Here is a 24,636-nt window from a genome sequence, read left to right as displayed (position 1 = left end):
TTAGGATAAACGCCTTTTAAGGAGGAAATCAATTGCGTTCTTATATAAAAGTCCTAACAATGTGTTTTTTGGGACTCATACTTTTTGTACCAACAGCTTTGGCTGATAACTCGGTGAAAAGAGTCGGGGGAAGCAATAGATACGGCACTGCTGTTCAAATATCAAAGCAAATGTATTCAACTGCAAGTACAGCTGTAATTGTCGGTGGGAGTTCTTATGCAGATGCAATTTCAGCAGCTCCTCTTGCTTATCAGAAGAATGCGCCACTGCTTTACACTAACTCTGATAAGCTTTCGTATGAAACGAAAACAAGATTGAAAGAGATGCAGACTAAAAATGTAATTATTGTAGGCGGAACACCTGCTGTTTCTTCCAACACTGCTAACCAGATTAAAAGTTTGGGGATAAGTATTAAACGAATTGCAGGAAGCAACCGTTATGATACGGCTGCACGGGTGGCAAAAGCGATGGGTGCGACTTCAAAAGCTGTTATTTTGAATGGCTTTTTATATGCAGACGCTCCGGCCGTCATTCCTTATGCAGCGAAAAACGGGTATCCAATTCTTTTTACAAATAAAACATCTATAAATAGTGCGACAACGTCCGTGATAAAAGATAAGGGAATTTCGAGTACCGTTGTTGTTGGAGGAACTGGAAGTATCAGCAATACGGTATACAACAAGTTACCTTCTCCTACAAGAATTAGCGGTTCAAACAGATATGAGCTTGCTGCAAATATCGTACAAAAACTTAATTTATCAACAAGCACCGTATATGTAAGCAATGGATTCAGCTATCCTGACTCTATTGCAGGAGCTACACTGGCAGCTAAGAAGAAGCAATCTCTTATCCTTACAAATGGTGAAAATTTATCTACAGGAGCCCGTAAAATCATTGGAAGTAAAAACATGTCAAACTTCACGATTATCGGAAACACTCCTGCTGTAAGCACCAAGGTTGCTAATCAGCTAAAAAATCCGGTAGTTGGTGAAACAATCTTTATTGACCCGGGTCACGGTGATCAAGATTCAGGAGCAATCGGCAATGGACTCCTCGAAAAAGAAGTCAACCTTGATATAGCGAAAAGAGTCAATACAAAGCTAGATGCTTCAGGTGCTCTTCCAGTCATGTCGAGATCTAATGATACGTTTTATTCTTTACAGGAGAGAGTAAATAAAGCAGCTTCAGCACAAGCAGATTTATTTATCAGTATACATGCTAATGCTAATGACAGCTCCTCACCAGATGGAAGTGAGACGTACTACGATGCAACATATCAAGCAACAAATAGCAGGAGGCTAGCTGAACAAATTCAACCCAAGTTAGCTACTAATCTTGGAACGAGAGACCGGGGAGTAAAAACAGCTGCTTTCTACGTTATTAAATATTCTAAAATGCCGAGTGTTTTAGTTGAAACTGCCTTTATCACTAATGCATCCGATGCGAGTAAATTGAAGCAAGCGGTTTATAAAGATAAAGCTGCACAAGCTATTCATGACGGCACAGTATCTTATTACAGATAATCGAAAGAGACAAATCTAATCACAGATTTGTCTCTTTTTTATATGAAATGATTAAAACAAATAGGACTTGTATATAAAATAGTAAAAGAGTATTAACAACATTTATCAGAAAAAACACGTAATTCACACTTCTTAACATACCATTTACATCCAATTAACATCCGTCTGCTAAACTGACTGGCATAGGTCATCATAACATCCCAAACAAATCGTGAGGTGTGTGTCAGTGAGTGCAGAGAAAAGCATGAATGTGAGTCGTGAATTCTCAGTTCAGCAAATACATTCTTTTACATTATCTGAAAAGACGGCTCGTTATTTGGCAATAAAGCGCGTAATGGATATTTGGTTTGCGCTCATTGGGTTGGCGATTGCGCTGCCAATGATTGCGGTATTTTCAATATTGATTTGTTTGGAGACGCCGGGGCCTGCCATTTATACGCAGGAACGCGTAGGGAAAGGCGGGAAACCATTTAAGCTTTATAAGCTTCGTTCCATGAAAATAGATGCCGAGAAGTCTGGTGCGGTTTGGGCACAGAAGCAAGATCCGCGGGTGACAAGGATCGGAGCTTTTATCAGAAGAACGAGAATTGACGAGCTTCCTCAGCTGTTTAATGTGTTGAAAGGCGATATGAGTATGATTGGCCCTCGTCCGGAACGTCCCGTTTTTACGGAAAAATTCCAGAATGAGATTCCGGGCTTTACGCAGCGTCTGGCTGTTAAACCGGGATTGAGCGGCTGGGCTCAGGTGAACGGCGGTTACGATATGACGCCGAAGGAAAAGCTGATATTTGATTTATATTACATTCGCAACCTGACTTTCACTTTAGAATTAAAAATTATGTTAAAAACTTGTAAAGTAGTCTGGACAGGTGATGGTGCAAGATAAAATGGAATGCCGGTATTCACCATCAATCTGAGCTTAAAAAGAAGTAGGGAATATGATGCCAAGTATTACAAAACAAATTATGAGCGGCGCAAAGTGGACAAGTATTTCAACTATGTGTATTACAATCATACAAATTGTTCAGTTTGCCCTGCTTGGAAATATGATGACCTTAACAGAATTTGGGCTCGTCGGCATGATCACAACGGTTACAGTTTTCGCCCAGATTGTGCTTGATATGGGTTTTGGCGCAGCGTTAATTCAGAGAGACGACGCGACGGAGCGTCAGCTATCCACATTGTATTGGCTTAACATTATGACGGGCGTTTTGCTGTTTGTTCTTTTATATGTGAGCAGTCCTGTCATTGCGGGATTTTATCAAAGAGAAGAGCTGGTGTTTCTAGTTCGGATTCTGGCGATTATGTTTTTGATCGCGCCGATTGGACAGCAGTACCAGTATATGCTGCAAAAGCAGCTGCATTTTAATACGTTAAGCAAAATAGAGATTTTTTCAAATGTATTGTCATTCGGATATTTAGCGATTGCGGTTTTTATGATGGATGCGATTTTGGCGTACGTCATTTCTCAGGTCCTGCTCCAATCCAGTAAAGGGATTTTATATTGGGCTGTATATCGGAAAAAGTGGCATCCTGCTTTTGTTTTTGATTTGAGAGGCATGAAGGAGTTCTTTTCTTTTGGAGCCTTTCAGCTTTCTTCCCGTCTTGTGAACAGGCTGGGAGCTAATATCGATATGATTTTGATCGGCCGGTTTATTGGTGCTGAAGCATTGGGGATTTATAACCTCGCCTATCAGATAGTCACCATTCCGGTTTTGAAGATCAATCCGATTGTCACACGGGTGGCATTCCCTGTTTTCGCAAAAAACAAATATGAAAACAGCGTGATCAGAGAAGGCTTTCTGAATATGACAAAAATGCTGGCGCTTGTTTCGTTTCCGCTGTTAATCGGGCTCGTATCTGTGTCCGACGCTTTTATCACAGCGGTTTTCGGAGAAAAATGGCTTGCTGCTGTTCCGATCCTAAATGTTCTGGCGATTGTCGGAATACTAAGAGTGCTTATGAATCCAAATGGATCTGTGCTGCTGGCTAAAGGAAGAGCTGACTTAGCGTTTTATTGGGATTCCGGCGTGCTGCTGCTGTACGGCTTATCACTGTTTGCAGCTGTACAGACGGGAAGCCTGCTGACAGTCGCATGGGTGTATGCCATTATCAGCGTTGTTAATTTCCTGATCGGGCGCTGGCTTTTGGCATATGTCATCAAGCTTAACCTTTCAGCTTATTTCCAGTCGATTATGAAGCCGTTTCTGATTACTGCGGCGATGGGCATCATCGCGTTTGGTGTAAGCCTGAGTACGGAACACTTCAGTATGCAGGCAGAAATGCGGCTGGCCATTTCAGTTGCGGCCGGGGCGCTGTGCTATCTCTTTCTTTTGGTAAAAGCGTACCCTCAAATGAAAAGCAAACTACTAAGAAAAGGACGTTTGTCATGAAGATTTTGTGGATCACAAGCGTATATCCGAGCAGTCTGAAACCTGGTGAAGGTGTGTTCCATGAGACACAGGTGCAAGAGCTGCAGAAACTCGGGCTTGATATCACTGTGATATGCCCAAGGCCTTTTCATTCAGCACCTGTCCGTATGCTGAAAAAGACATATCGTAAAAAGGATGCCAGACCGGAGTATGAGATTAGGAAGGGGATACCGGTTTACCGGCCTTTCTACCGGGCAGTTCCCGGCCAGCTGAAGTGGGCGCAGCCTCACCGGAGAATTGCATCAGCGGTTATAAAAACCATGAAACAACGCGACCTAAATCCGGATCTGATCCATGCGCATTTTGCCATGCCATCGGGCGGGGCTGCGGCAGTCGTGTCAGAGTCAATGCGAATTCCTTATGTCCTGACCTTGCATGGCAGTGATGTGAATGTCTATCCGCATTACAGCAAAGGAGCGTTTAAAGCCTTCAAGCGTGCCGTAGGTTCAGCGTCAGCCGTTTTAGCAGTCAGCCACAAACTTCAGGAAGAAGCCAAAAAGCTTTCGGGCTTTGACAGCTCGGTTTTGCCGATCGGCATACAGCTCAGCCGCTTTCAGGAAAATGAGCAGACGAAAGAAGAACTCAGAAAAAAACTCGGGCTGCCACTCGATCAGCGTCTGGCTGTCTATGTCGGCCGGCTGGTCAGGGAGAAAGGCATTTTTGAACTGTCCGAAGCCATCGAATCCCTGCAGGACCCTCCTCAGGCAGTCTTTGTTGGGGATGGTCCCGCAAAATTGATGCTGACGCAGAAGGGGCATATCGTCACAGGCCAAGTCCCAAATCATCAGGTAAGAGACTATTTGCTTGCGGCAGACCTATTCGTGCTTCCTTCTTACAGTGAGGGAATGCCGACTGTTGTAATTGAGGCGCTGGCGTTAAGGATTCCTGTCATCTGTACAGATGTTGGCGGAGTGGCATCTTTATTCGGAAAGCACCAGCATCTGCTGATTAAGCCAAAATCCGCTCAAGCCTTGGCGGAAGCGATCACTCGGTACGAACATGAGCAAGTATGGAAGCCTGAAGTGGCAGATGATTTGTATGAAACTGTGCAGGCTCAATTTGACGCAGGAAAAAATGCCAAGGCCTTGCATCATCAGTATCAGACGGTCATGAAAACGTCCGTTTAATCGTCAGAAACTGCGACCAATATAAATAGGAAGATCATTTTACAGGAGAGGGATGAGCGCTGTGAAAAAAATAGCTGTGATTGGAACAGGTTATGTGGGACTCGTGTCAGGCACTTGCTTTGCGGAAATCGGCAATAAAGTTGTTTGCTGTGATATCGACGAATCAAAAATCAGAAGTCTGAAAAATGGAGTAATCCCAATCTATGAACCAGGGCTTGCAGACTTAGTTGAAAAAAATGTGCTGGGTCAGCGCCTGACCTTTACGAACGATATCCCGTCCGCCATTCGAGCCTCAGATATTATATATATTGCAGTCGGAACGCCTATGTCAAAAACAGGTGAAGCTGATTTAACGTACGTAAAAGCGGCGGCGAAAACAATCGGTGAGCATCTTAACGGCTACAAAGTGATCGTAAATAAAAGCACAGTCCCGGTCGGAACAGGGAAACTGGTGCAATCTATCGTTCAAAAAGCCTCAAGGGGAAGATACTCTTTTGATGTTGTATCTAACCCTGAATTTCTTCGGGAGGGATCAGCAATTCATGACACGATGAATATGGAGCGTGCCGTGATTGGTTCAACAAGTCATAAAGCCGCTGCCATCATTGAGGATCTGCATCAGCCATTCCATGCTCCTGTCATTAAAACAAATCTAGAAAGTGCAGAAATGATTAAATACGCTGCGAACGCATTTCTGGCAACAAAGATTTCCTTTATCAACGATATTGCAAACATCTGTGAGCGAGTCGGCGCAGACGTTTCAAAGGTTGCTGATGGCGTTGGGCTTGACAGCCGGATCGGCAGAAAGTTCCTTAAAGCTGGTATTGGGTTTGGCGGTTCATGCTTCCCTAAGGATACAACTGCGCTGCTGCAAATCGCAAAATCGGCCGGCTATCCATTCAAGCTCATTGAAGCTGTCATTGAAACGAACGAAAAGCAGCGTGTTCATATTGTAGATAAACTTTTGACTGTTATGGGAAGCATCAAGGGAAGAACCATTTCAGTCCTTGGATTGGCCTTCAAACCGAATACGAACGATGTGAGATCTGCTCCAGCGCTTGATATTATCCCGATGCTGCAGCAGCTGGGCGCCCATGTAAAAGCATACGATCCGATTGCCATTCCTGAAGCTTCAGCAATCCTTGGCGAACAGGTCGAGTATTACACAGATGTGTATGCTGCGATTGAGCAGACAGATGCATGTCTCATCTTAACAGACTGGCCGGAAGTAAAAGAAATGGAGCTTGTGAAAGTGAAAACCCTCTTAAAACAGCCCATCATCATCGACGGCAGAAATTTATTTTCACTTGAAGAGATGCAGGCAGCCGGATACATTTACCACTCTATCGGCCGTCCCGCTGTTCGAGGAACGGAACCCTCTGACAAGTATTTTCCGGGTTTGCCGCTTGAGGAATTGGCTAAAGACTTTGGGAGCGTCAATTTATAAAAAGAAAAAGTATTACTTGGCTGAAGCTGCCGGCTGCTAGGCTCGGCCGCCGGCTCCTGAAACATCAGGAAAGGGGTTAAACATGTGAGTATCAAACGATCAGCGGTCCATACGCTAGCGTTACTGGCCGCTGCTATATTAGGAGTCGTTCTATTAGTGGGAGCCATCCATAAAGATATAGGTTTCGTGCAGATGGCCGCTGTGCTTGCGGTGTTGGCAATTGGTCTGTTCGCGCTGGCGCTTGCAACCGCATTTACAACAAAAGAACGGCTCTTTATGGCTGTAATCTATATTTTGATCGCCTGCACTTTTTTAAATAATGCATTTTTCGCCATTCATCTTGGATTTTTCAGTTTGTTCCTTTACAGGCTTCTACTCATTGCCGCCGGGTGCCTTCACATTATTGGCATGGTTCGGAATCGTACCCATATCGAAAGATGGAATGGGCTGCAAGTGAAAGGGATATTGCTCTTTTTCGCCTTTTGGTTTATATACGGCCTTGTTTCTCTGCTGTGGGCCAAATCGGTAACAGCCGGACTCAAATATTTGGCCTTATTGGCAATGGGCATTTTCTTCATTTATCTCATTGTCATGTACGTGCAAAAAATCGAGCGGCTGATGATTGTTTATGCCATTTGGCTGGTGATGACAGTATTTCTGATGATCATTGGTTTTTACAATCATATCACCCACCATCATCTTGCGAGTTCCACATTGTACAGCGGACCGGAGTATAAGCAGCATTATCCGACATCAGTCTTTTTTAATCAAAATGACTTTGCGACCTTTTTATCGATCAGCTTCTTTTTTTACATCACAATGATGAAAAACAGTAAGAATGGATACATCAAGGCGATTGGCCTTGTGCTCTCGCTTTGTGCGTTGTATTTAATTTTTGCTACTGGTTCAAGAGCCAGTCTTCTGGGGATTTTTGCAGGTGTTGCAGTTTACATTTTCATTGTTTTGCCGCCTATTTTAAAGAAAATGGCCATCTGGCTGTCGGCGGCGGGAATTGCTCTTTTCGCAGTTCTTTTCGCCAGCAAAATGTATTCGAAGTTTTGGGAGCTGTTTCTGGCCCCGCAGACGCTGCATTCATTTCATGACAGGCTTCCATCAAATGTGGCCCGGGCCAATCTGCTGAAAAACGCTTGGCATTTCTTCCTGGATTCATACGGATTCGGAGTCGGGGCAGGAAATGTATCCTATTATCTTGAGCATTATGCTTTATATGATACGGACAATGTGGCAGAGGTGCATAACTGGCTCGTTGAAATTCTTGCTAATTTTGGCTTGTTCATCATGCTGGGATATCTGTCCATTTATGCCTACCTCATATGGGTGCTTTACAAGTTTTATGAAAGAAAATTAGAAAATCAGTCAAAACTGATCACAGAAGGGCTTATTACCGCTATGGTCAGTTTCCTGGTATCAAGTATCAGCCCAAGCTCTGTTTCAAATTTATTTTTCCATTGGGTGTTTATGGCGCTCGTCATCGCCGCCGTGAATGTGTTAAGGCGGTCCAGACAAATGCCTGAGCCGATGTACAGATAAACAGACTACAAAAAGCAGGGAGACTTATATGAACGATATATTGATAAGAATAGCCCGTCGCATAAAAAAAAATATCATTTGGATCATAGCGGTGCCAATTATATTAGGTGCGGCGGGGTATATCCTGCCGTCACAAATCGCTGGTCAAAAGAGCTATACAGCTGAAGATACTTTGGCTGTGGGGAGCTATGATCATCCGGTTTATAACAGCACAGAAGAGATTCCGCTTCTGCTAAAGAGCGATTCTTTTTTGAAGGAGGCGCTTCCTGATGAAAAGGATGAAGATATAGCAGAAATCAAAGAGAAGCTTACAATCAAAACAGAATCTAAATCGTTACTGACTTTAAACTATAGCGACGAGGATAAGGATCGAACTGAATCTGTCCTAAACGCCATTTCCTCCACCTTTCTCAAAAACGATCAAAAGCTGTATGCAGAAAGAGAAGCCGTCATCCGCAGCAGCATCGATGCGCTTGAAGGCGAGAAGGTGAGCGAGGATTCCAAAGTGGATAAAGAGAGATTTTTGTATGAACTTAAAAATACTCAGCTTAATCTAAAAGCGGCCAGTGTTACAGATTCTGAAACCGTGAGTGAGACAGCAGGCGGCGGAATGTCTCCGAAAAAGAAAGCAGTTCTCGGCGTTATGATTGGCCTTACGATTGCCTTTATGTTCGTTGTCATTCCTGAATTTTTCAGAGAATCCTTTTAAAATCATACGATGGAGATGTGATCATGACCAATTGGAAACCTCTCGTATCTGTCATTACACCTTCCTATAATGCACGTGACTATATTGAAGACACGGTTCATTCGGTTTTAGATCAGAGCCATCCTCATTGGGAAATGATTATCGTGGATGATTGCTCAACGGATGGGACCCGCGACATTTTACAGCAGTATGAAAAAATAGACGAAAGAATTCAAGTGGTGTATCTGGAAGAGAACTGCGGAGCTGCGGTTGCTCGCAACAAAGCATTGGAACGCGCCCAAGGACGCTATGTAGCATTTTTGGACAGTGATGACAAATGGAAAAAAGACAAACTGGAAAAGCAGCTCGCGTTTATGATGGAGCGCTCCTGTGCGTTTTCTTTCACAGGCTACAGCTTAATGGAGCAGGACGGAACCCCGCTCGATAAATTCATTCATGCGCCTGAAAGTCTGACGTACGATGACGCTCTGAAAAATACAATTATCGGCTGCTTGACGGTGATGATTGACAGGGAGCAAACGGGACAGATCCAAATGCCAAATATAAGAACGAGACAGGACTTAGCCACATGGCTGTCTCTTTTAAAAAAAGGATTTACTGCCTATGGAATGAATGAATGCCTTGCTGAATATCGGCTTGTCGACAACTCAATATCCAGCAACAAATGGAAGGCTGCGAAAAAAACGTGGTTTGTCTACAGGGAAATCGAACGGCTTCACTTCATGAAAGCGACATGGTGTTTTGTTCAATATGCAAAAAACGCGGTGAAAAAAAGATTATAGCCGCAAACAGAGAGAAAAGGTGATGAAGGTGGAAACAAAAGAAGCAATCATTCATGTCATCGTTGCCACTGCTGAATGGGGAAAAGACCAATTGAGATACAGAAGGCACCGGCTGGCAGAATTTTTAGCTGCTCAAGAGGAAACGAAGGAAGTCATTTGGGTATGTCCGGCTCCGCGTGCCCAAGGGAAAGAATTTCAAGAAGTTCATTCTGGCATCAGGCAATTCGCTGTCAAAGACCTGCTGCAGAAAAAAATGTTTCGTTTTGGACGATATACAGATGTTTTTTACAGACATAAGCTCTCGCCATTACTCGATGAGCTTGCATCTGCTTCTTCAAACGGTGAACGCTGCTGTTTATGGTACACGTTTCCGGGATTCCCGCTGCTGTCTTGGCTGTATTCTTGGGATCAGGTCATTTATGATTGCAGTGACCTATGGGCTGCGCCGATCAGCGGGCGTTCAAATCTGCTGTCTGAATTCCGGCGAAAAGTCATAAAATCGGCAGAGCTGAGAATTATACAACGAGCAGATTCAATTACCTGTTCATCTGATTATCTTCATAAGGAAGTAGGCAAAAAACTGACTGCGGGACGAGAAAAGGTTCATACTGTGGAAAACGGTGTGGAGTTTGAGCTGTTTTCTGCACATAAACAAGCTCCCGATCGCAGTATACTGCAGGGGAGAGAAGGAACGGTGTTAGGTTTTATTGGCGGGATTAAACCGAAGCTCGATTTTAAAATGATTGAAGCCGCCGCCCTGCAAAAGCCTGATTGGACATTTTTATGGGTTGGCCCGGATGCCACTAATGGTGACGTTTCGTTTCAAGAGCTGCTGAGACTTCCCAATGTTATATGGACCGGTCCGGCAGATCCAAAAGAAGTGCCTCATTTTATGGAGCTTATCGACATTGGCATCATGCCATATAAACAATCACCGTATAACCAAGCTGTGTTTCCACTGAAACTATTTGAATTTTTAGCAGCAGGAAAACCTGTTGTAGGCACTAATCTTCCGTCAACCTCAAAAATGCAAAAGCCTTATGTATACGAATATGTAGAGGGCGATCATCCGATTGATTTTATAGCCGCTTGTGAAAAAGTTCTCGGACAAAACGGAGACGAGACCTATAAAGAAATGCGCCGAAACATCGCCCGCACCCAAGATTGGGATTGCTTATTTAGACAAATTATGAAATATACAGGGATTCAAAAACATGCGTAGTCCTATAAATTGGGATGCGCGTTTTTTGATTATACGTGTTTCTTTTTGATGAAGCTTGTTATAATAACTAAGGAGAAGGTATAATGGAAGGAACGGTTCTCTATATAAATAAAGACTTTATTTAATTCCAAAGGAGACTTCTTTATGCTTGACGAACGCATGATTCGCATTGTTGTTGCGTTTATTGTCTCGCTGCTGACAGTTTTAATCATAACCCCAATCGTAAAAAGGATTGCGATTAAAATAGGTGCAGTTGACCAGCCCAGCAATCGAAAAGTACATGACAAAATCATGCCCCGGATGGGCGGGCTGGCCATATTTATCGGGGTGGTTGCAGGCGTGCTTGCATCCGGTATATACACTGAAACAAGGATGACGGCTATTACAGTCGGAGCATTCATCATAATTGTGTTAGGTATTCTTGATGATAAATATCAATTAAGTGCAAAAGTGAAGTTTTTGATTCAATTAGGTGTAGCCATTATGATTGTAAGCACTGGCTTAAAAATGGACTTTTTCTCAGTACCTTTTTTAACAGAACGATTTGAATTAGGATGGATGGCTTATCCGCTGACCGTATTATGGATTGTCGGCATCACGAACGCAATTAACCTGATTGACGGATTGGATGGCCTTGCTGCCGGTCTTTCTGTTATTGGCCTGTCAACGATCGCTGTCATGGCGCTATCCGGCGGAAAAGTGCTCATTCTGTCACTCTCATTAGTTGTTATTGCCAGCACGCTTGGATTTTTGTTTTACAACTTTCATCCGGCAAAAATCTTTATGGGAGATACGGGCTCACTTTTTTTAGGGTATAGTATTTCGATTCTTTCATTATTAGGCTTGTATAAAAGTGTCACATTGTTCAGTATCGTTATCCCGATTATTATATTAGGCGTACCGATTTTTGATACAACATTTGCTATTATCAGGAGAATCTTAAACAAACAGCCGATTTCAGCGCCTGATAAGTCACATATCCATCATAGACTGATGGCCTTTGGCCTTTCACATCGGATGTCGGTCTTAGTTATTTATATGATTGGATTTATTTTCAGTATCAGTGCGATTGTGCTTAAAACTGCCACAATTTGGCTCTCTTTGTTTATTATCTTCATTTTAATCATTTTTATGCAAATCATAGCAGAAGTGACAGGACTCGTGAATGAAAAATTCAAACCGTTTACGAAATTTTATAAACGGCTGGTGAAAAGGAATTAAAAACTCCGGCTTATGTGCCGGATTTTTTTTCTGCGCAAAAATGCCCGATCCTCTAAAGGACCGGGCATTTTTTAATAGGATGAACCAGTTGTTGAATTCGTTGTACCGTTTGAGCTTGTGCTGCTGTCATTCGAATAGCTGCTTCCGCTCGTCGTGCCGTCAGTTGTTGTGCCATTGCTGTCAGAACCGCTTGAACTGTCAGTCCCATCTGTTGAACTTCCGGTACCGGAAGTGCCAGTGCTGCTTGTATCTGGAGTATAATCTAAATGCTCTTGAAGCGTTTTTCTGACTTTCTCGAGATTTGTAGCATCAGGTTCAAAGTAATACGTGTTGTTAGGACCTAAATACAAATCAGACCCTGTAATGCTCAACGTGTCGATTTTTTTGCTGGTAAAGCCGCTGTAAATCTGCTGAAGCGCTAAACCTTCAGTAATACGAATATTGGTTTCAACGTTTTCGCTGGCTTTTTCTGCGATTTTATCAATTTTAGCAATGTTGCTTGCACTTGACATTTGGTCAATCAGCGCGTTTAAGATTTGTTTCTGTCTGTCATTACGGCCAAAGTCTCCGCGTTTATCCTGTTTTCTCATTCGGGCATACGCCAAGGCTTGTTCGCCGTTTAAATGCATCTCGCCTTTTTTGAAGTAAATCCGTTTGCTTTCGTTTACGTCACTTTTTTCATCGAAATCGAAAGGCACGTCTACATCAATACCGCCGACTTCATTTATCACATCTTTAAATCCGTCAAAATCAACTGTGACATATTTATCGATCGGGATTTGCAAGAAGTTTTCAACAGTTTCAACTGTCTCATCTTTACCGCCTTTGCTGTAAGCGGCATTGATCTTTGTTTTGCTTCCGGTTGTGTCACCGGCTAATTGCACACGTGTATCACGCGGAATACTCAGCATTTTCATGGTTTTATTTTTAGGATCTAGGGTAACTACAATAAGAGAGTCTGATCTCCCTTTTTGTCCTTTAGTCGCGTAATCCTCTATTCCCATAAATAAAATAGAAAACGGTTTTTTCTTCATGTCTACAACTTCGCTGCGAAGATTTGATTTATTCCCGCGAGATAGGGCATCGTACGAATCATCGGCAGCGTTAATGGTTTTATAAAGTTTATATCCGCCAAGCCCTACAACTACTAATAATGCGAGGACGAACAATAACATTATTCTTTTTATAATTTTCCTGCGTTTGCTCTTTTTCTTTTTTCGCACCCGCACTCTAACGCGTTCAGCCATTATTCAGTCTCCTTTATGTGATTGACGGCTTTTTCAAGATACGTCAACTCTCCCTCTTTAATATCACTCTTTCCATTTGTCAGTTCTGTCATCCATTCAGAAAAAGCATTTGTTTCCTTTTCTTCCACGTATGTTTCGAATTCAACATTTTCTGAATAATGGATTTCCTTTAACAGAAATTGTGACTCCCTTAATTCATTTTCAATCTTGCCAAGCCATGTGTAATCTGCGGAAGTATGCATGATACGCATAAGCTTCCGTTCTACCACACCTATATGATTTAATCCTTCAGACACTGATTTCCCATAAGCGCGAATTAATCCGCCAGCCCCAAGCTTAATACCTCCGAAGTATCGTGTAACGACGGCGCAAGTATCCTTAAGTCCGCGTTTTTTTAATACCTCAAGCATCGGCACTCCCGCTGTACCGCTTGGTTCTCCGTCATCATTGGCTTTTTGGATATGATCATTCTCGCCGATAACGTAAGCTGAGCAATTATGAGTCGCATTCCAGTGCTGTTTCTTTATTTTCTGTATAAATTCCTGTGCCTCTTGTTCGGTAGAAACACGGCTTAAATGACAGATAAAACGCGATTTTTCTATAACAATCTCGTGTTCTCCTGCTTCTTTCACAGTAAAATAGCTGTGCAGCATGCTAGCTGACCCTCCTGCTAAGCATAAAAGACTGCCCATACAAATTCGTACAGTCTTTAGAATTTTTGTGCGTATTTTGGTATCATAAAGAGTAGATAGTATATAAAAATGTTTTTTTCTAGAATATACGCATTCTTTCATTATAATTCGACATAATTTGCAGATCAATTACATTTATAATAAAAATATATGACAACGCCGTGACGGAGGGAAATTATGAATAAAACAAAGATGGATTCCAAAGTGTTGGATTCTATTTTGATGAAGATGCTGAAAACCGTTGACGGGAGCAAGGACGAGGTTTTTCAAATCGGGGAGCAGTCACGCCAGCAGTATGAACAGCTGGTTGAAGAACTGAAACAAATTAAGCAGCAGGTGTATGAAGTGATCGAGCTTGGAGATAAACTTGAAGTGCAAACCCGCCATGCGAGAAACCGTTTATCCGAGGTCAGCCGTAATTTTCATAGATTCAGTGAAGAGGAAATCCGCAATGCTTATGAAAAAGCCCATAAGCTGCAGGTAGAATTGACGATGATCCAGCAGCGTGAGAAGCAATTGCGCGAACGGCGGGATGATTTGGAGCGCAGATTGCTAGGGCTTCAGGAAATCATCGAGCGGTCAGAATCATTAGTAAGCCAAATTACAGTTGTGCTTAATTACTTGAATCAGGATCTGCGCGAAGTCGGACTGCTTCTTGCAGATGCTCAGGCAAAACAGGATTTCGGCTTAAGAATTATTGAGGCGCAGGAAGAAGAGCGAAAAAGAGTTTCAAGAGAAATCCATGACGGACCCGCTCAAATGCTGGCGAATGTTATGATGAGATCGGAATTAATCGAGCGGATTTTCCGTGACCGGGGTGCAGAGGACGGATTCCAAGAAATTAAAAATCTCCGTCAAAATGTTCGGAATGCCCTTTACGAAGTGAGAAGGATTATATATGATTTAAGACCGATGGCCCTTGATGACCTAGGCCTGATTCCAACTTTAAGAAAATATCTATATACAACCGAAGAATATAACGGGAAGGTCAAAATACATTTTCAGTGTATTGGAGAAACAGAGGATCAGCGGCTAGCGCCTCAGTTTGAAGTTGCGCTCTTCAGGCTCGCACAGGAAGCTGTGTCTAATGCGCTAAAGCATTCTGAATCTGAAGAAATTACAGTCAAAGTTGAAATCACAAATGATTTTGTGATTTTAATGATAAAAGATAACGGTAAAGGGTTCGACCTGAAGGAAGCGAAAGAGAAGAAAAACAAATCATTCGGCTTGCTGGGCATGAAAGAAAGAGTAGATTTATTGGAAGGAACGATGACAATAGATTCGAAAATAGGTCTTGGGACATTTATTATGATTAAGGTTCCGTTATCTCTTTGACTATGATTTGTAAAATAGAGCCAAAAGGCATATTGACCGAATGCTAGAGTATATAGAACAATAATACAAGGAGGCGTGGCTTGTGACTAAAGTAAACATTGTTATTATCGACGACCATCAGTTATTTCGTGAAGGTGTTAAACGGATATTGGATTTTGAACCTACCTTTGAAGTGGTAGCCGAAGGTGATGACGGAGACGAAGCGGCTCGTATTGTTGAGCACTATCATCCTGATGTTGTGATCATGGATATCAATATGCCAAACGTAAATGGTGTGGAAGCTACAAAACAGCTTGTTGAGCTGTATCCTGAATCTAAAGTAATTATTCTATCAATTCACGATGACGAAAATTATGTAACACATGCCCTGAAAACAGGTGCAAGAGGTTATCTGCTGAAAGAGATGGATGCTGATACATTAATTGAAGCGGTTAAAGTAGTTGCCGAGGGCGGCTCTTACCTTCATCCGAAGGTTACGCATAACCTCGTTAACGAATTCCGCCGTCTTGCAACAAGCGGAGTTTCTGCACATCCTCAACACGAGGTTTACCCTGAAATCCGCAGACCATTACATATTCTAACTAGGCGGGAATGTGAAGTGCTGCAGATGCTTGCAGACGGAAAAAGCAACCGCGGAATTGGTGAATCATTGTTTATCAGTGAGAAAACCGTTAAAAACCATGTGAGCAATATTTTACAAAAAATGAATGTGAACGACCGGACGCAAGCCGTTGTGGTCGCCATTAAAAATGGCTGGGTAGAAATGAGATAGTATATTAGGAGACTTGCCTTTTTCTAGGCAGGTCTTTTTTTAGGCTGCCGTTTCCCTTACAATAGAGTTATAAAGCAATAAGGCAGGTATCGAAGCTATGAATATTGCAGTCGTAACAGACAGCACGGCATATATTCCGAAAGAAATGCGTGAACAACATCAGATACATATGATCCCTCTCCAGGTTGTTTTTGGGGAGGAGACTTACCGTGAAGAAATTGAGTTGGACTGGAAAAGCTTTTACGAAGAAGTAAAAAAACATAATGAGCTCCCGACGACTTCTCAGCCGCCAATCGGCGAGCTGGTTGCGTTGTATGAAGAGCTTGGCAAATCTTATGATGCGGTCATCAGTATCCATCTTTCCAGCGGGATCAGCGGAACATTCAGCAGTGCGGCAACGGCTGATTCAATGGTCGACAATATTGATGTGTATCCATTTGATTCAGAGATAAGCTGTTTAGCCCAAGGCTTTTATGCTCTTAAAGCCGCTGAATTAATTAAAAACGGAGCATCATCGCCGGAAGATATTATAAAAGAACTGGAAGAAATGAAAAAAACAGTTCGAGCTTATTTTATGGTAGATGACTTAGCTCACCTTCAGCGCGGCGGGCGATTAAGCAGCGCCCAAGCCTTCATTGGTAGTCTTCTAAAGGTAAAGCCTATCCTTCATTTTGACAATAGGGTAATTGTGCCTTTTGAGAAGATTCGCACACGTAAAAAAGCAATTTCGCGAATTTATGAGCTTTTAGACGAAGATGCGAGCAAAGGGTTGCCTATGCGCGCTGCTGTTATCCATGCTAATCGCGAGGAAGAAGCAGCGAAAATCATTGAAGAGCTTTCTGTAAAATATCCTCATGTTGAATTTTATAACAGCTATTTTGGCGCGGTAATCGGCACTCATTTGGGTGAAGGTGCGCTAGGAATTTGCTGGTGTTTTAAATAAGGCCAAATCTCCGTTTTAGCAACGGAGATTTTTTTATATTTCTATTTTGATTGTTCGACAGAAACTATTCATTCAGGCATACTGTCTCGAAAGGAGGCGGTGCTATGTGAAGGTGCCAACTGAAAAGCACATTTCCTTTTCTAGAGAATTGCAGCAGACGCTTCAAAGCCGTCATTTGCTCAGGACTGAGCTCCCATTTTCCGATGAGATGATTGAATGGCATATCAAGAATGGCTATATCACCGCTGAAAATTCTATATCAATAAATAAACGGGGCTATAGATGTAATAGGTGCGGCCAAACTGATAAGTGGTATTTTTCTTTTTATCACTCATTTGGAAAAGATCAGCTGTATTGCCGTTCCTGTGTCATGATGGGTAGAGTGAGTGAGGAGGTTCCTTTATATTCATGGAAAGATGGAGATAAACAAAACTGGAAGTCTGTTAAGCTGATATGGGATGGCAAGCTTTCAAGCGGACAGCAAAAAGCCGCCAATATTTTAATTGAAGCAATATCAAAAAGAGAAGAGCTCCTCATCTGGGCGGTTTGCGGCGCTGGCAAAACAGAAATGCTATTTCCTGGTATAGAATCAGCGTTAAATCAAGGACTGCGTGTATGTATTGCAACTCCTCGCACCGATGTTGTATTAGAGCTTGCTCCAAGACTCAAGGCTGCCTTTCAGGGTGCTGACATTTCAGCGCTTTACGGAGGAAGCGATGACAAAGGGCGGCTATCTCCGCTCATGATTTCCACCACGCATCAGCTTTTGCGATATAAAGATGCATTCGATGTTATGATCGTTGATGAGGTTGACGCTTTTCCGTATTCTGCTGATCAAACCCTTCAATTCGCTGTTCAAAAAGCAAGAAAGAAAAACAGCACCCTCGTTTATTTAAGTGCAACACCTCCTAAAGAATTAAAAAGAAAAGCGCGGAACGGACAGTTACATTCAGTTCGCATCCCCGCAAGACACCACCGGCAACCTTTACCCGAACCGCGCTTTGTATGGTGTGGAAACTGGAAGAAGAAATTAAACCGAAATAAAATTCCGCCAGCGGTGAAAAGATGGATAGAGTTTCATGTGAAAGAAGGGACGCCTGTTTTTTTATTCGTTCCCTCCGTTTCTATTCTAGAAAAGGCTGCTGCGAGCTTTAAAGATGTTAATTGCCGAACCGCGACGGTGCATGCGGAAGACAAGCATAGAAAGGAGAAAGTGCAGCGATTCAGAGATGGTCAGCTCGATCTATTAATCACAACAACAATACTGGAAAGAGGCGTTACGGTTCCCAAGGTGCAAACAGGTGTACTAGGAGCGGAATCTCCTATCTTTACGGAAAGCGCACTTATTCAAATCGCAGGAAGAACTGGCCGGCATAAAGAGCATGCAGACGGCGATGTCATTTTCTTTCACTATGGCAAAACAAAGAGTATGCTCGATGCAAAAAAGCATATAAAAGAAATGAACGGCTTGGCAGCAAAAAATGAATGAACAGACTAGCCATTATTTGAAAACGTGGTACAGTATACTCATATAACCGATGATGAGGAGCTGTAAAAATGCTTGTCAATTCAAAAGAAATCGTAATGAAAGAACTGCTCGACCGTTATATGGACCAGCTTCACATGGCCTGCACGTGCCAAGTATGCCAAAACGATGTACTGGCACTTTCTTTAAACAAAGTGAGACCATCCTACGTTACTGATCTTAAAAAGATCGCATATACGAAAGCAGAGATGGTAGATAAACAAAAAAATACGGCTATGCTTGTCATTTTGGCTGAATCTGCAGCTGTGGTATCAGAGAGTCCAAGCGATTTATGCCAAACAAAGCAGGAGGAGGCATTCATAAACTGATCTGTCTGCTATGCGATTCGCAATTTTCTCAAGCTGTTACATGGAGAGCTCTTTTTTTATTAAAGCCTGACGAAAAGGTCTGTCATTCCTGCAGAAGCAAATTGAAAAAAATTACAGGACATATCTGCACCATATGCGGCAGACCTCAATCCGTTTATGCGGTATGCAGGGATTGTAAGGCGTGGAAATTAAGGATCAGTCACAGCTTGCTGCTCCGCCAAAATCGTTCAGTTTACACATATAATGATATGATGAAAGAAACGCTCTCCCGTTTTAAATTTAGAGGAGATGCAGAAATTATAAATGCTGTTAAAAGCGATTTTTCTTCAACCTTTTCAAAGGTTTACCCCGATAAGCATTTTGTTCTTGTTCCTATTCCGCTAAGCAAGGAACGGGAAGAGGAGCGCGGATTTAACCAGGCACAGCTCCTGGCAGAATGTTTAGGCAGGCCCATCCACCATCCCCTCATCCGCCTGAATAATGAGAAACAGTCTAAGAAAAAGAAAACAGAACGCCTGCTTTCCGCGCGTATTTTTGATACGAAAAACAATTCAGCAGAAGGTATGAATATCATTTTAATAGACGATCTTTATACAACAGGCGCCACTTTGCATTTTGCAGCGCGCTGCTTATTAGAAAAAGGAAAAGCCGCTTCAGTGGCATCTTTTACCTTAATCAGAAGCTAAATGATTCTGTTTTTATGCCGATATAATCACTAGAAATTGACACAGGCATATTATCGAATAAGGAGAAAAAAAGATGGGAGAACTGGCGAATTGTCCGAAATGTAATACTTTATTTTTAAAGACAAAGCTGCAAACCGTATGTCAGGCGTGTATTAAGGAAGAAGAAAAATCATTTGAGACTGTTTATAAATTTTTAAGAAAGCAGGAAAATCGGCAATCAACTTTGAACCGGATAACTGAGGAAACAGGTGTGGAAGAAGAGCTGATATTGAAATTCATCAGGCAGAAGCGAATTCAGATCACTCATCTTCCTAATTTGGCATACCCTTGTGAAAGGTGCGGAACATCGATTCGAGAAGGCAAGTTCTGCAAGGCTTGCCAGTCCGATATCAAGGCTCAAATGGATCATTTGAACCACGAGGACGCTCTGAAAATCGAGAAAGAAAATAGTAAAAAAGACACATACTATGCCTATAATACCAAAAACAGCTGATTCCCTAAACTAACTGAAAACGCAGTCGATAAAAGGGTTAAGATTGTTTAAAGACTGCAACGGAAAGCGAGAGGAATCCTATGAAAATCAATCAATTTGGAACACAATCCGTTAATCCATATCAAAAAAATTATGAAAAGCAAGCGGTGCAAAAAACTGCTGCACAGCCTCAAGATAAAATTGAAATTTCGTCACAGGCTAAAGAAATGCAAAATGCATCCGACGCAGTCGCTGGTTCACGACAGGAAAAAATTGCGCAGCTTAAAGCGCAAATCGAAAACGGGTCATACAAAGTAGACGCAAATCACATAGCGAAAAATATGATTAATTTTTATAAAAAACAATAAAAAGGAGAAAGCCCATGTCAGCAAAGGCCATTATTGAACAATTGAAGCGACTTTGCGTTCTGCATGAGCACCTGCTCACGCTGTCTGAAGAAAAGACGGAAGCGCTCAAAGCCGGCAAAACAAAGGAGCTTTCAAACCTTTTGACAAAAGAGCAAAAATATATTCAAGCGATCACGCAGACAGAAGATGACCGGATCAAAGCAACCTCCGCCTTTCTCGGATACAGCGAAAATAACACCATTACCGCATGTATCGCCAAAACCTCAGGCAGCGAAAGGGAAGAGCTGGAACAACTATACGAATCTCTTTCTACAGTTCTCGGACGTCTGAAAAAAGTAAATGAGATGAATAGGCAGCTGACAAGAGACGCGCTGCAATTCATCTCTATTTCGTACGATATGCTGGTTCCTAAGGAAAATAACTTCAATTACAGCAAATCAATTAAAGCTGAGCTGCCGAAGAGCAGCCGAATGAAACTTTTTGATTCAAAAGCTTAGCAGAAAGGAATTCAGAAAATGACATCTACCTTTATGGGGCTTGAAACTGCAAGGCGGGCGTTAAGCGCTCAGCAGGCAGCGTTAAGCACGACTGCAAATAACGTGGCAAATGCCAATACTGATGGTTATACAAGACAGCGGGTCTCATTGGAGGCAACTGACTATTTCCCTGCGGTATCCAAAAATGCAGAAAAAACAGCTGGACAAATGGGTACAGGTGTTCAAGGAAAGTCAGTTGAGAGAATAAGGGATATCTTTCTTGATTATCAATACCGTCTTCAAAACAACAGTGCCGGATACTATGACACGAAAGCTAAAGCGCTGTCGCAAATGGAAGGCGTTTTAAATGAAACGGATGACAGCGGCTTGAACAGTGTGCTGAATTCGTTTTGGGATTCCCTGCAGGAATTATCGAATAATACTAATGAAGAAAGTGCACGTTCTGTTGTTGCTCGAAAAGGACAAGCTGTAGCTGAAACGTTTAATTATATTTCTGAATCACTTACAAATGTTCAATCGAATTTAAAAGCGGAGTTAAATACAACTGTGTTGGATGTCAATTCTCTGCTTTCTCAATTAAACAGTTTAAATAAGCAAATTGCACAAGTAGAACCGGTCGGGCTTCTTCCGAATGGTTTATATGATCAGCGAGATTTACTGATCGATAAATTATCCTCAATGGTTGATATCAAAGTCAGCTATAACAAATCAGGCGGGAATGCACTTTCGTCTGCTGAGGGAACTGTATCAATTGAAATCCTTGATAAAAATAAACAGTCGCTTGGAACTGTTTTGGACGGTAAAAATTACGAGGTTTCAGAACTTACAGCCAACTATGATAATGAAACTGGTTTAGTATCAAGTATTTCAATCGGAGATAAAGCTGTGCAGGCGGAGTCCTTCAGCAGCAAGGGATCTCTTTTAGGATTTATAGAGTCTTACGGGTATATAACAGCAGACGGTCAAGAAAAGGGCGTATACCCAGAAATGCTTTCTGATCTTGACAATATGGCGCTTGAATTTGCCAAAGCTTTCAATGAAGTGCACAGAAATGGTTTGACCAAGAGCGGTGAACAAGGCGGAGACTTTTTTGATTTTACCGGCGGTGAAACTGAACCTGCAAAGGGAGCGGCGGGCAAGATTAAAGTGGCTGACAGTATAATAGATTCAAAAGGCGCAAACATTGCTTTCTCACTGACTGGTTCAGCAAACGATAACGCCAATGCTACAAAATTAGCAAATGTTTTAACCGGCAAAATAACCATTAACGGCAAAGAAACTAGTGTGTTAGATTATTATGCGGGTCTGATTGGCGAGCTAGGGATCGAAGCTCAAGAGGCTAATCGGCTGGCGTCTAATACAGAAACACAGCTGAATGATGCAGACATAAACCGTCAGCAAATGAGCGCAGTTTCTTTAGACGAAGAAATGACCAATATGATTCAATTCCAACACGCATACAATGCAGCTGCAAGAATGGTGACTTTACAAGACGAATTGCTTGATAAAGTGATCAACGGCATGGGTGTTGGGGGAAGGTAGGTAAAGTCATATGAGAGTAACACAAGGCATGATACAGCAAAACTCACTGAGATATATCGGTTCGAGCTACTCGAAGCTGGATAAACTCCAGTCACAGATTTCTTCAGGAAAAAAAATCTCAAAGGCTTCCGACGATCCTGTAGTAGCAATGAAAAGCTTAAAGTATAATACGCAACTGTCTCAAGTGCAGCAGTATAAAAGCAATGCTTCTCAAGCCTTTACCTGGCTCGAAAACACTGAAACAAACATTACAGAAGGAATTGACATCCTATCGAAGGTCAGAGAATTAGCGGTTGAAGCTCAAAATGATACAAACGGCGAGGCGGAGCGGCAAGCGATTGGCGTAGAAGTGAAGCAGCTAAAGGAACAGCTTTTAAATATTGCGAATACACAAGTGAACGGCAGATATATCTTTAACGGGACAAATTCAGATAAGCCTCCGGTTACAGATAACGGAGACGGAACTTATACAATTTCTGATACAGCTGATGTCGTAGTCAATATATCAAATAATATGTCATTGAAAGTGAACTCAGATCCAAAGTCAGCTTTTGGAGGCACTTCTGAAAGCGGACAGAATGTATTTGAAATGCTTGATTCTTTTGAGAAAGCACTAAGTTCTGGCTCGCTAGATGGCATGGACAGTGTTTTAGATGATATTGATCATTTTTCTGACGGCATGAGCGCTGAACGTTCTGATCTTGGAGCGAGATATAATCGTCTTGAACTGGTTAATACAAGACTTTCAGCTCAAGAAGAAACAGCTACCAAAGTGTTGTCAGACAATGAAGATGTAGAACTGGAAGAAGTAATAACTGAATTTATTGCGCAGCAAAGTGTGCACAGGGCAACTCTGGCTGTTAATGCGCAAATTGTTCAGCCTACATTGATTGACTTTTTAAAGTAAGCGGCTCTTAGGAGTTCGCTTTTTTTATAGTTCAGGAGGTAGAGTGATGCAGATTCCCAGATTGATTATGCATAGTGTTCAAGGGAAAATAGGTTTAACAACGACGCCCGCCAGCTTAAAAATGGAGCAGCCGCAAGCCGATCTTGAGATCCAACAGCCGAGTGCGGAAATGGAAATATCGGTGACACCTGGAAAACTCACGATTGACCAGACACAAGCATGGGAAGAATTAGACAGAAAGCATGTTTTCAAGAGAATTGAAGAAGCCGCCCAACAAGGACATGAGGATGTAATGGAGGGGATAGCCCGTACTGCCGAAGAGGGAGACGAGCTTATGAGAATTGAAAATAAGGGGAACCCAATCGCTTCACAAGCAAGGAGGAACTCTGAGATGCACCAAATTCAATTAGGCGAACATTATGCTCCTTCTCTTTCGAGAGTGAAAATACAATATACTCCGTCACAGCTCGATGTTCAGATTACGCCGCGAAAGCCTGTTATTCAGGCCGAGCCGCATAAGCCTATTGTTGAATATACGCCAGGAAATGTTAAGGTTGACATGCTCCAATACCCTGATTTAAATATAGATGTAGAATACCCGAAAGAATCACCCGAAAAGTAAAAAGAAAAGGATCGTGAACAATGATCATTCATACGAAGTACCATGGCCAAATGAACGTAAAAGAAGAACAAATCATTCTTTTTGAAAACGGAATTCCAGGTTTTTTAGAAGAAAAACAGTTCGTCATTCTTCCGCTTTCAGAAGACTCTCCATTCGTGGCACTGCAGTCCGTCACTTCAGAAAATCTTGCGTTCATCGTTGTAAGTCCGTTTATCTTCTTTAAGAATTATGAATTTGACCTTGATGAATCAACTGCTGAACTTTTGGAGATCGATAATATTCAAGACGTAGAAGTCATGACAATACTGACCATGGCAGAGCCATTCGAAAAGTCTACTGCGAATTTATTGGCTCCCATAATTGTGAATCGCAAGAACATGATGGCTAAGCAAGTCGTTTTACACGACTCCTCATATACGACAAAGCATCTGATTGGAGGAGAATCATGCTAGTTTTATCGCGGAAAATAAACGAAGCGATTCAAATAGGCACTGATATTGAAGTGAAAGTGATTGCGGTTGAGGGGGATCAAGTGAAGCTTGGAATTGAAGCCCCAAAGCATATTGATATTCATCGGAAAGAGATTTATTTAACCATTCAGGAAGAAAATAACCGTGCGGCGTCGTTATCCAGCGATATGATCTCCGCATTATCCTCACAAAAAAAGTGAGGATTTTTTTATTTT

26 protein-coding genes are annotated in these 24,636 nt (G+C 42.2%); 24 read left to right on the top strand and 2 right to left on the bottom strand.

Annotated elements, in window-relative coordinates; translation table 11 throughout:
- The first annotated feature begins 32 nt into the window (after positions 1–32).
- The 10 genes from lytC to CDO84_RS17260 all read left to right on the top strand — a co-directional run bounded on the left by lytC (position 33) and on the right by CDO84_RS17260 (position 12,014).
- Positions 33–1,523, top strand: coding sequence for an N-acetylmuramoyl-L-alanine amidase LytC (gene lytC / locus CDO84_RS17305; protein WP_040081652.1), 1,491 nt, complete (start codon positions 33–35; stop codon positions 1,521–1,523).
- A 226-nt stretch (positions 1,524–1,749) separates the two neighbouring features.
- Entirely contained in the window at positions 1,750–2,409 is a 660-nt protein-coding gene (locus CDO84_RS17300) for a sugar transferase (RefSeq protein ID WP_003242561.1), read from the top strand.
- A 55-nt stretch (positions 2,410–2,464) separates the two neighbouring features.
- Entirely contained in the window at positions 2,465–3,916 is a 1,452-nt protein-coding gene (tuaB, locus tag CDO84_RS17295; RefSeq protein ID WP_040082503.1) for a teichuronic acid biosynthesis protein TuaB, read from the top strand.
- The gene (gene tuaC, locus CDO84_RS17290) at positions 3,913–5,082 is read left to right on the top strand and encodes a teichuronic acid biosynthesis protein TuaC (RefSeq protein WP_040081654.1); all 1,170 of its coding nucleotides are present in this window, start codon (positions 3,913–3,915) and stop codon (positions 5,080–5,082) included. The genes tuaB and tuaC overlap by 4 nt, the downstream gene beginning before the upstream one ends.
- Before the next feature lie 61 nt (positions 5,083–5,143).
- The gene (gene tuaD / locus CDO84_RS17285; RefSeq protein WP_082032967.1) at positions 5,144–6,529 is read left to right on the top strand and encodes a UDP-glucose 6-dehydrogenase TuaD; all 1,386 of its coding nucleotides are present in this window, start codon (positions 5,144–5,146) and stop codon (positions 6,527–6,529) included.
- Between the two features lie 84 nt (positions 6,530–6,613).
- Entirely contained in the window at positions 6,614–8,080 is a 1,467-nt protein-coding gene (gene tuaE / locus CDO84_RS17280) for a teichuronic acid biosynthesis protein TuaE (RefSeq protein ID WP_040081657.1), read from the top strand.
- A 28-nt stretch (positions 8,081–8,108) separates the two neighbouring features.
- A complete protein-coding gene (gene tuaF, locus CDO84_RS17275) occupies positions 8,109–8,789 on the top strand; it encodes a teichuronic acid biosynthesis protein TuaF (protein ID WP_040081659.1) in 681 nt (226 codons plus the stop codon).
- 23 nt (positions 8,790–8,812) lie between these two features.
- Complete coding sequence (tuaG, locus tag CDO84_RS17270) at positions 8,813–9,571, top strand: teichuronic acid biosynthesis protein TuaG (protein WP_040081660.1); 759 nt, start codon at positions 8,813–8,815, stop codon at positions 9,569–9,571.
- A 28-nt stretch (positions 9,572–9,599) separates the two neighbouring features.
- Positions 9,600–10,793: a teichuronic acid biosynthesis protein TuaH gene (gene tuaH, locus CDO84_RS17265; protein WP_082032968.1), complete on the top strand. Its 1,194-nt coding sequence runs from the start codon at positions 9,600–9,602 to the stop codon at positions 10,791–10,793.
- A 144-nt stretch (positions 10,794–10,937) separates the two neighbouring features.
- Positions 10,938–12,014, top strand: a complete 1,077-nt coding sequence (locus CDO84_RS17260) for an MraY family glycosyltransferase (protein ID WP_014665566.1) — start codon at positions 10,938–10,940, stop codon at positions 12,012–12,014.
- A gap of 71 nt (positions 12,015–12,085) precedes the next feature.
- Here CDO84_RS17260 and tagV read toward each other — a convergent pair whose 3' ends face one another.
- A complete protein-coding gene (gene tagV / locus CDO84_RS17255; RefSeq protein WP_040081662.1) occupies positions 12,086–13,261 on the bottom strand; it encodes a polyisoprenyl-teichoic acid--peptidoglycan teichoic acid transferase TagV in 1,176 nt (391 codons plus the stop codon).
- Positions 13,261–13,914, bottom strand: a complete 654-nt coding sequence (locus tag CDO84_RS17250; RefSeq protein ID WP_014665564.1) for a YigZ family protein — start codon at positions 13,912–13,914, stop codon at positions 13,261–13,263. The genes tagV and CDO84_RS17250 overlap by 1 nt, the downstream gene beginning before the upstream one ends.
- Positions 13,915–14,130: 216 nt before the next feature.
- Here CDO84_RS17250 and degS point away from each other — a divergent pair, with 216 nt between their 5' ends.
- From degS to csrA, 14 genes are all read left to right on the top strand, one after another.
- Positions 14,131–15,288, top strand: coding sequence for a two-component sensor histidine kinase DegS (degS, locus tag CDO84_RS17245; RefSeq protein ID WP_014665563.1), 1,158 nt, complete (start codon positions 14,131–14,133; stop codon positions 15,286–15,288).
- 82 nt (positions 15,289–15,370) lie between these two features.
- On the top strand, positions 15,371–16,060 hold the full coding sequence (degU, locus tag CDO84_RS17240; RefSeq protein WP_003219701.1) for a two-component system response regulator DegU: 690 nt from the start codon (positions 15,371–15,373) through the stop codon (positions 16,058–16,060).
- A 97-nt stretch (positions 16,061–16,157) separates the two neighbouring features.
- Positions 16,158–17,003, top strand: a complete 846-nt coding sequence (locus tag CDO84_RS17235) for a DegV family protein (RefSeq protein ID WP_040081663.1) — start codon at positions 16,158–16,160, stop codon at positions 17,001–17,003.
- Between the two features lie 106 nt (positions 17,004–17,109).
- Positions 17,110–18,492 (top strand): ATP-dependent helicase ComFA, encoded by a 1,383-nt coding sequence (gene comFA, locus CDO84_RS17230; RefSeq protein WP_040081664.1) that lies wholly within the window; start codon positions 17,110–17,112, stop codon positions 18,490–18,492.
- 68 nt (positions 18,493–18,560) lie between these two features.
- Positions 18,561–18,857 carry a late competence protein ComFB gene (gene comFB, locus CDO84_RS17225; RefSeq protein ID WP_014665560.1) on the top strand — a complete coding sequence of 99 codons (297 nt, stop codon included), beginning with the start codon at positions 18,561–18,563 and terminating at the stop codon, positions 18,855–18,857.
- A complete protein-coding gene (locus tag CDO84_RS17220) occupies positions 18,821–19,543 on the top strand; it encodes an amidophosphoribosyltransferase (protein WP_040081665.1) in 723 nt (240 codons plus the stop codon). The genes comFB and CDO84_RS17220 overlap by 37 nt, the downstream gene beginning before the upstream one ends.
- Before the next feature lie 73 nt (positions 19,544–19,616).
- Positions 19,617–20,036, top strand: a complete 420-nt coding sequence (locus CDO84_RS17215) for a TIGR03826 family flagellar region protein (RefSeq protein WP_014665558.1) — start codon at positions 19,617–19,619, stop codon at positions 20,034–20,036.
- A gap of 80 nt (positions 20,037–20,116) precedes the next feature.
- A complete protein-coding gene (gene flgM, locus CDO84_RS17210; protein ID WP_014665557.1) occupies positions 20,117–20,383 on the top strand; it encodes a flagellar biosynthesis anti-sigma factor FlgM in 267 nt (88 codons plus the stop codon).
- 14 nt (positions 20,384–20,397) lie between these two features.
- Complete coding sequence (gene flgN / locus CDO84_RS17205; RefSeq protein WP_014665556.1) at positions 20,398–20,880, top strand: flagellar protein FlgN; 483 nt, start codon at positions 20,398–20,400, stop codon at positions 20,878–20,880.
- 18 nt (positions 20,881–20,898) lie between these two features.
- Positions 20,899–22,422, top strand: a complete 1,524-nt coding sequence (flgK, locus tag CDO84_RS17200; RefSeq protein WP_040081666.1) for a flagellar hook-associated protein FlgK — start codon at positions 20,899–20,901, stop codon at positions 22,420–22,422.
- A gap of 10 nt (positions 22,423–22,432) precedes the next feature.
- A complete protein-coding gene (flgL, locus tag CDO84_RS17195) occupies positions 22,433–23,329 on the top strand; it encodes a flagellar hook-associated protein FlgL (protein ID WP_040081667.1) in 897 nt (298 codons plus the stop codon).
- Positions 23,330–23,375: 46 nt separating this feature from the next.
- Entirely contained in the window at positions 23,376–23,951 is a 576-nt protein-coding gene (locus tag CDO84_RS17190) for a DUF6470 family protein (RefSeq protein ID WP_014665553.1), read from the top strand.
- A 20-nt stretch (positions 23,952–23,971) separates the two neighbouring features.
- Positions 23,972–24,403 carry a flagellar assembly protein FliW gene (fliW, locus tag CDO84_RS17185; RefSeq protein WP_040081668.1) on the top strand — a complete coding sequence of 144 codons (432 nt, stop codon included), beginning with the start codon at positions 23,972–23,974 and terminating at the stop codon, positions 24,401–24,403.
- A complete protein-coding gene (csrA, locus tag CDO84_RS17180) occupies positions 24,397–24,621 on the top strand; it encodes a carbon storage regulator CsrA (protein WP_014665551.1) in 225 nt (74 codons plus the stop codon). Before fliW ends, csrA begins: the two co-directional genes overlap by 7 nt.
- The last annotated feature ends 15 nt before the right edge of the window (positions 24,622–24,636 follow it).

The sequence above is a fragment of the Bacillus sp. MD-5 genome, assembly GCF_002201875.1.
In the GTDB taxonomy this organism is placed as follows: domain Bacteria; phylum Bacillota; class Bacilli; order Bacillales; family Bacillaceae; genus Bacillus; species Bacillus stercoris.
Note: the sequence above shows the minus strand (reverse complement) of the source record. Positions and strands in the feature narration are given on the sequence as shown.

Coding starts and splice junctions, on each gene's coding strand:
- tuaB (WP_040082503.1), top strand. CDS start 2,465: ATGCCAAGTATTACAAAACAAATTATGAGCGGCGCAAAGTGGACAAGT.
- CDO84_RS17215 (WP_014665558.1), top strand. CDS start 19,617: ATGGGAGAACTGGCGAATTGTCCGAAATGTAATACTTTATTTTTAAAG.
- tagV (WP_040081662.1), bottom strand. CDS start 13,261: ATGGCTGAACGCGTTAGAGTGCGGGTGCGAAAAAAGAAAAAGAGCAAA.
- flgL (WP_040081667.1), top strand. CDS start 22,433: ATGAGAGTAACACAAGGCATGATACAGCAAAACTCACTGAGATATATC.
- csrA (WP_014665551.1), top strand. CDS start 24,397: ATGCTAGTTTTATCGCGGAAAATAAACGAAGCGATTCAAATAGGCACT.
- tuaG (WP_040081660.1), top strand. CDS start 8,813: ATGACCAATTGGAAACCTCTCGTATCTGTCATTACACCTTCCTATAAT.
- flgK (WP_040081666.1), top strand. CDS start 20,899: ATGACATCTACCTTTATGGGGCTTGAAACTGCAAGGCGGGCGTTAAGC.
- flgM (WP_014665557.1), top strand. CDS start 20,117: ATGAAAATCAATCAATTTGGAACACAATCCGTTAATCCATATCAAAAA.
- comFB (WP_014665560.1), top strand. CDS start 18,561: ATGCTTGTCAATTCAAAAGAAATCGTAATGAAAGAACTGCTCGACCGT.
- CDO84_RS17250 (WP_014665564.1), bottom strand. CDS start 13,914: ATGCTGCACAGCTATTTTACTGTGAAAGAAGCAGGAGAACACGAGATT.
- CDO84_RS17260 (WP_014665566.1), top strand. CDS start 10,938: ATGCTTGACGAACGCATGATTCGCATTGTTGTTGCGTTTATTGTCTCG.
- fliW (WP_040081668.1), top strand. CDS start 23,972: ATGATCATTCATACGAAGTACCATGGCCAAATGAACGTAAAAGAAGAA.
- CDO84_RS17190 (WP_014665553.1), top strand. CDS start 23,376: ATGCAGATTCCCAGATTGATTATGCATAGTGTTCAAGGGAAAATAGGT.
- CDO84_RS17220 (WP_040081665.1), top strand. CDS start 18,821: ATGCCAAACAAAGCAGGAGGAGGCATTCATAAACTGATCTGTCTGCTA.
- flgN (WP_014665556.1), top strand. CDS start 20,398: ATGTCAGCAAAGGCCATTATTGAACAATTGAAGCGACTTTGCGTTCTG.
- tuaC (WP_040081654.1), top strand. CDS start 3,913: ATGAAGATTTTGTGGATCACAAGCGTATATCCGAGCAGTCTGAAACCT.
- tuaF (WP_040081659.1), top strand. CDS start 8,109: ATGAACGATATATTGATAAGAATAGCCCGTCGCATAAAAAAAAATATC.
- degS (WP_014665563.1), top strand. CDS start 14,131: ATGAATAAAACAAAGATGGATTCCAAAGTGTTGGATTCTATTTTGATG.
- CDO84_RS17235 (WP_040081663.1), top strand. CDS start 16,158: ATGAATATTGCAGTCGTAACAGACAGCACGGCATATATTCCGAAAGAA.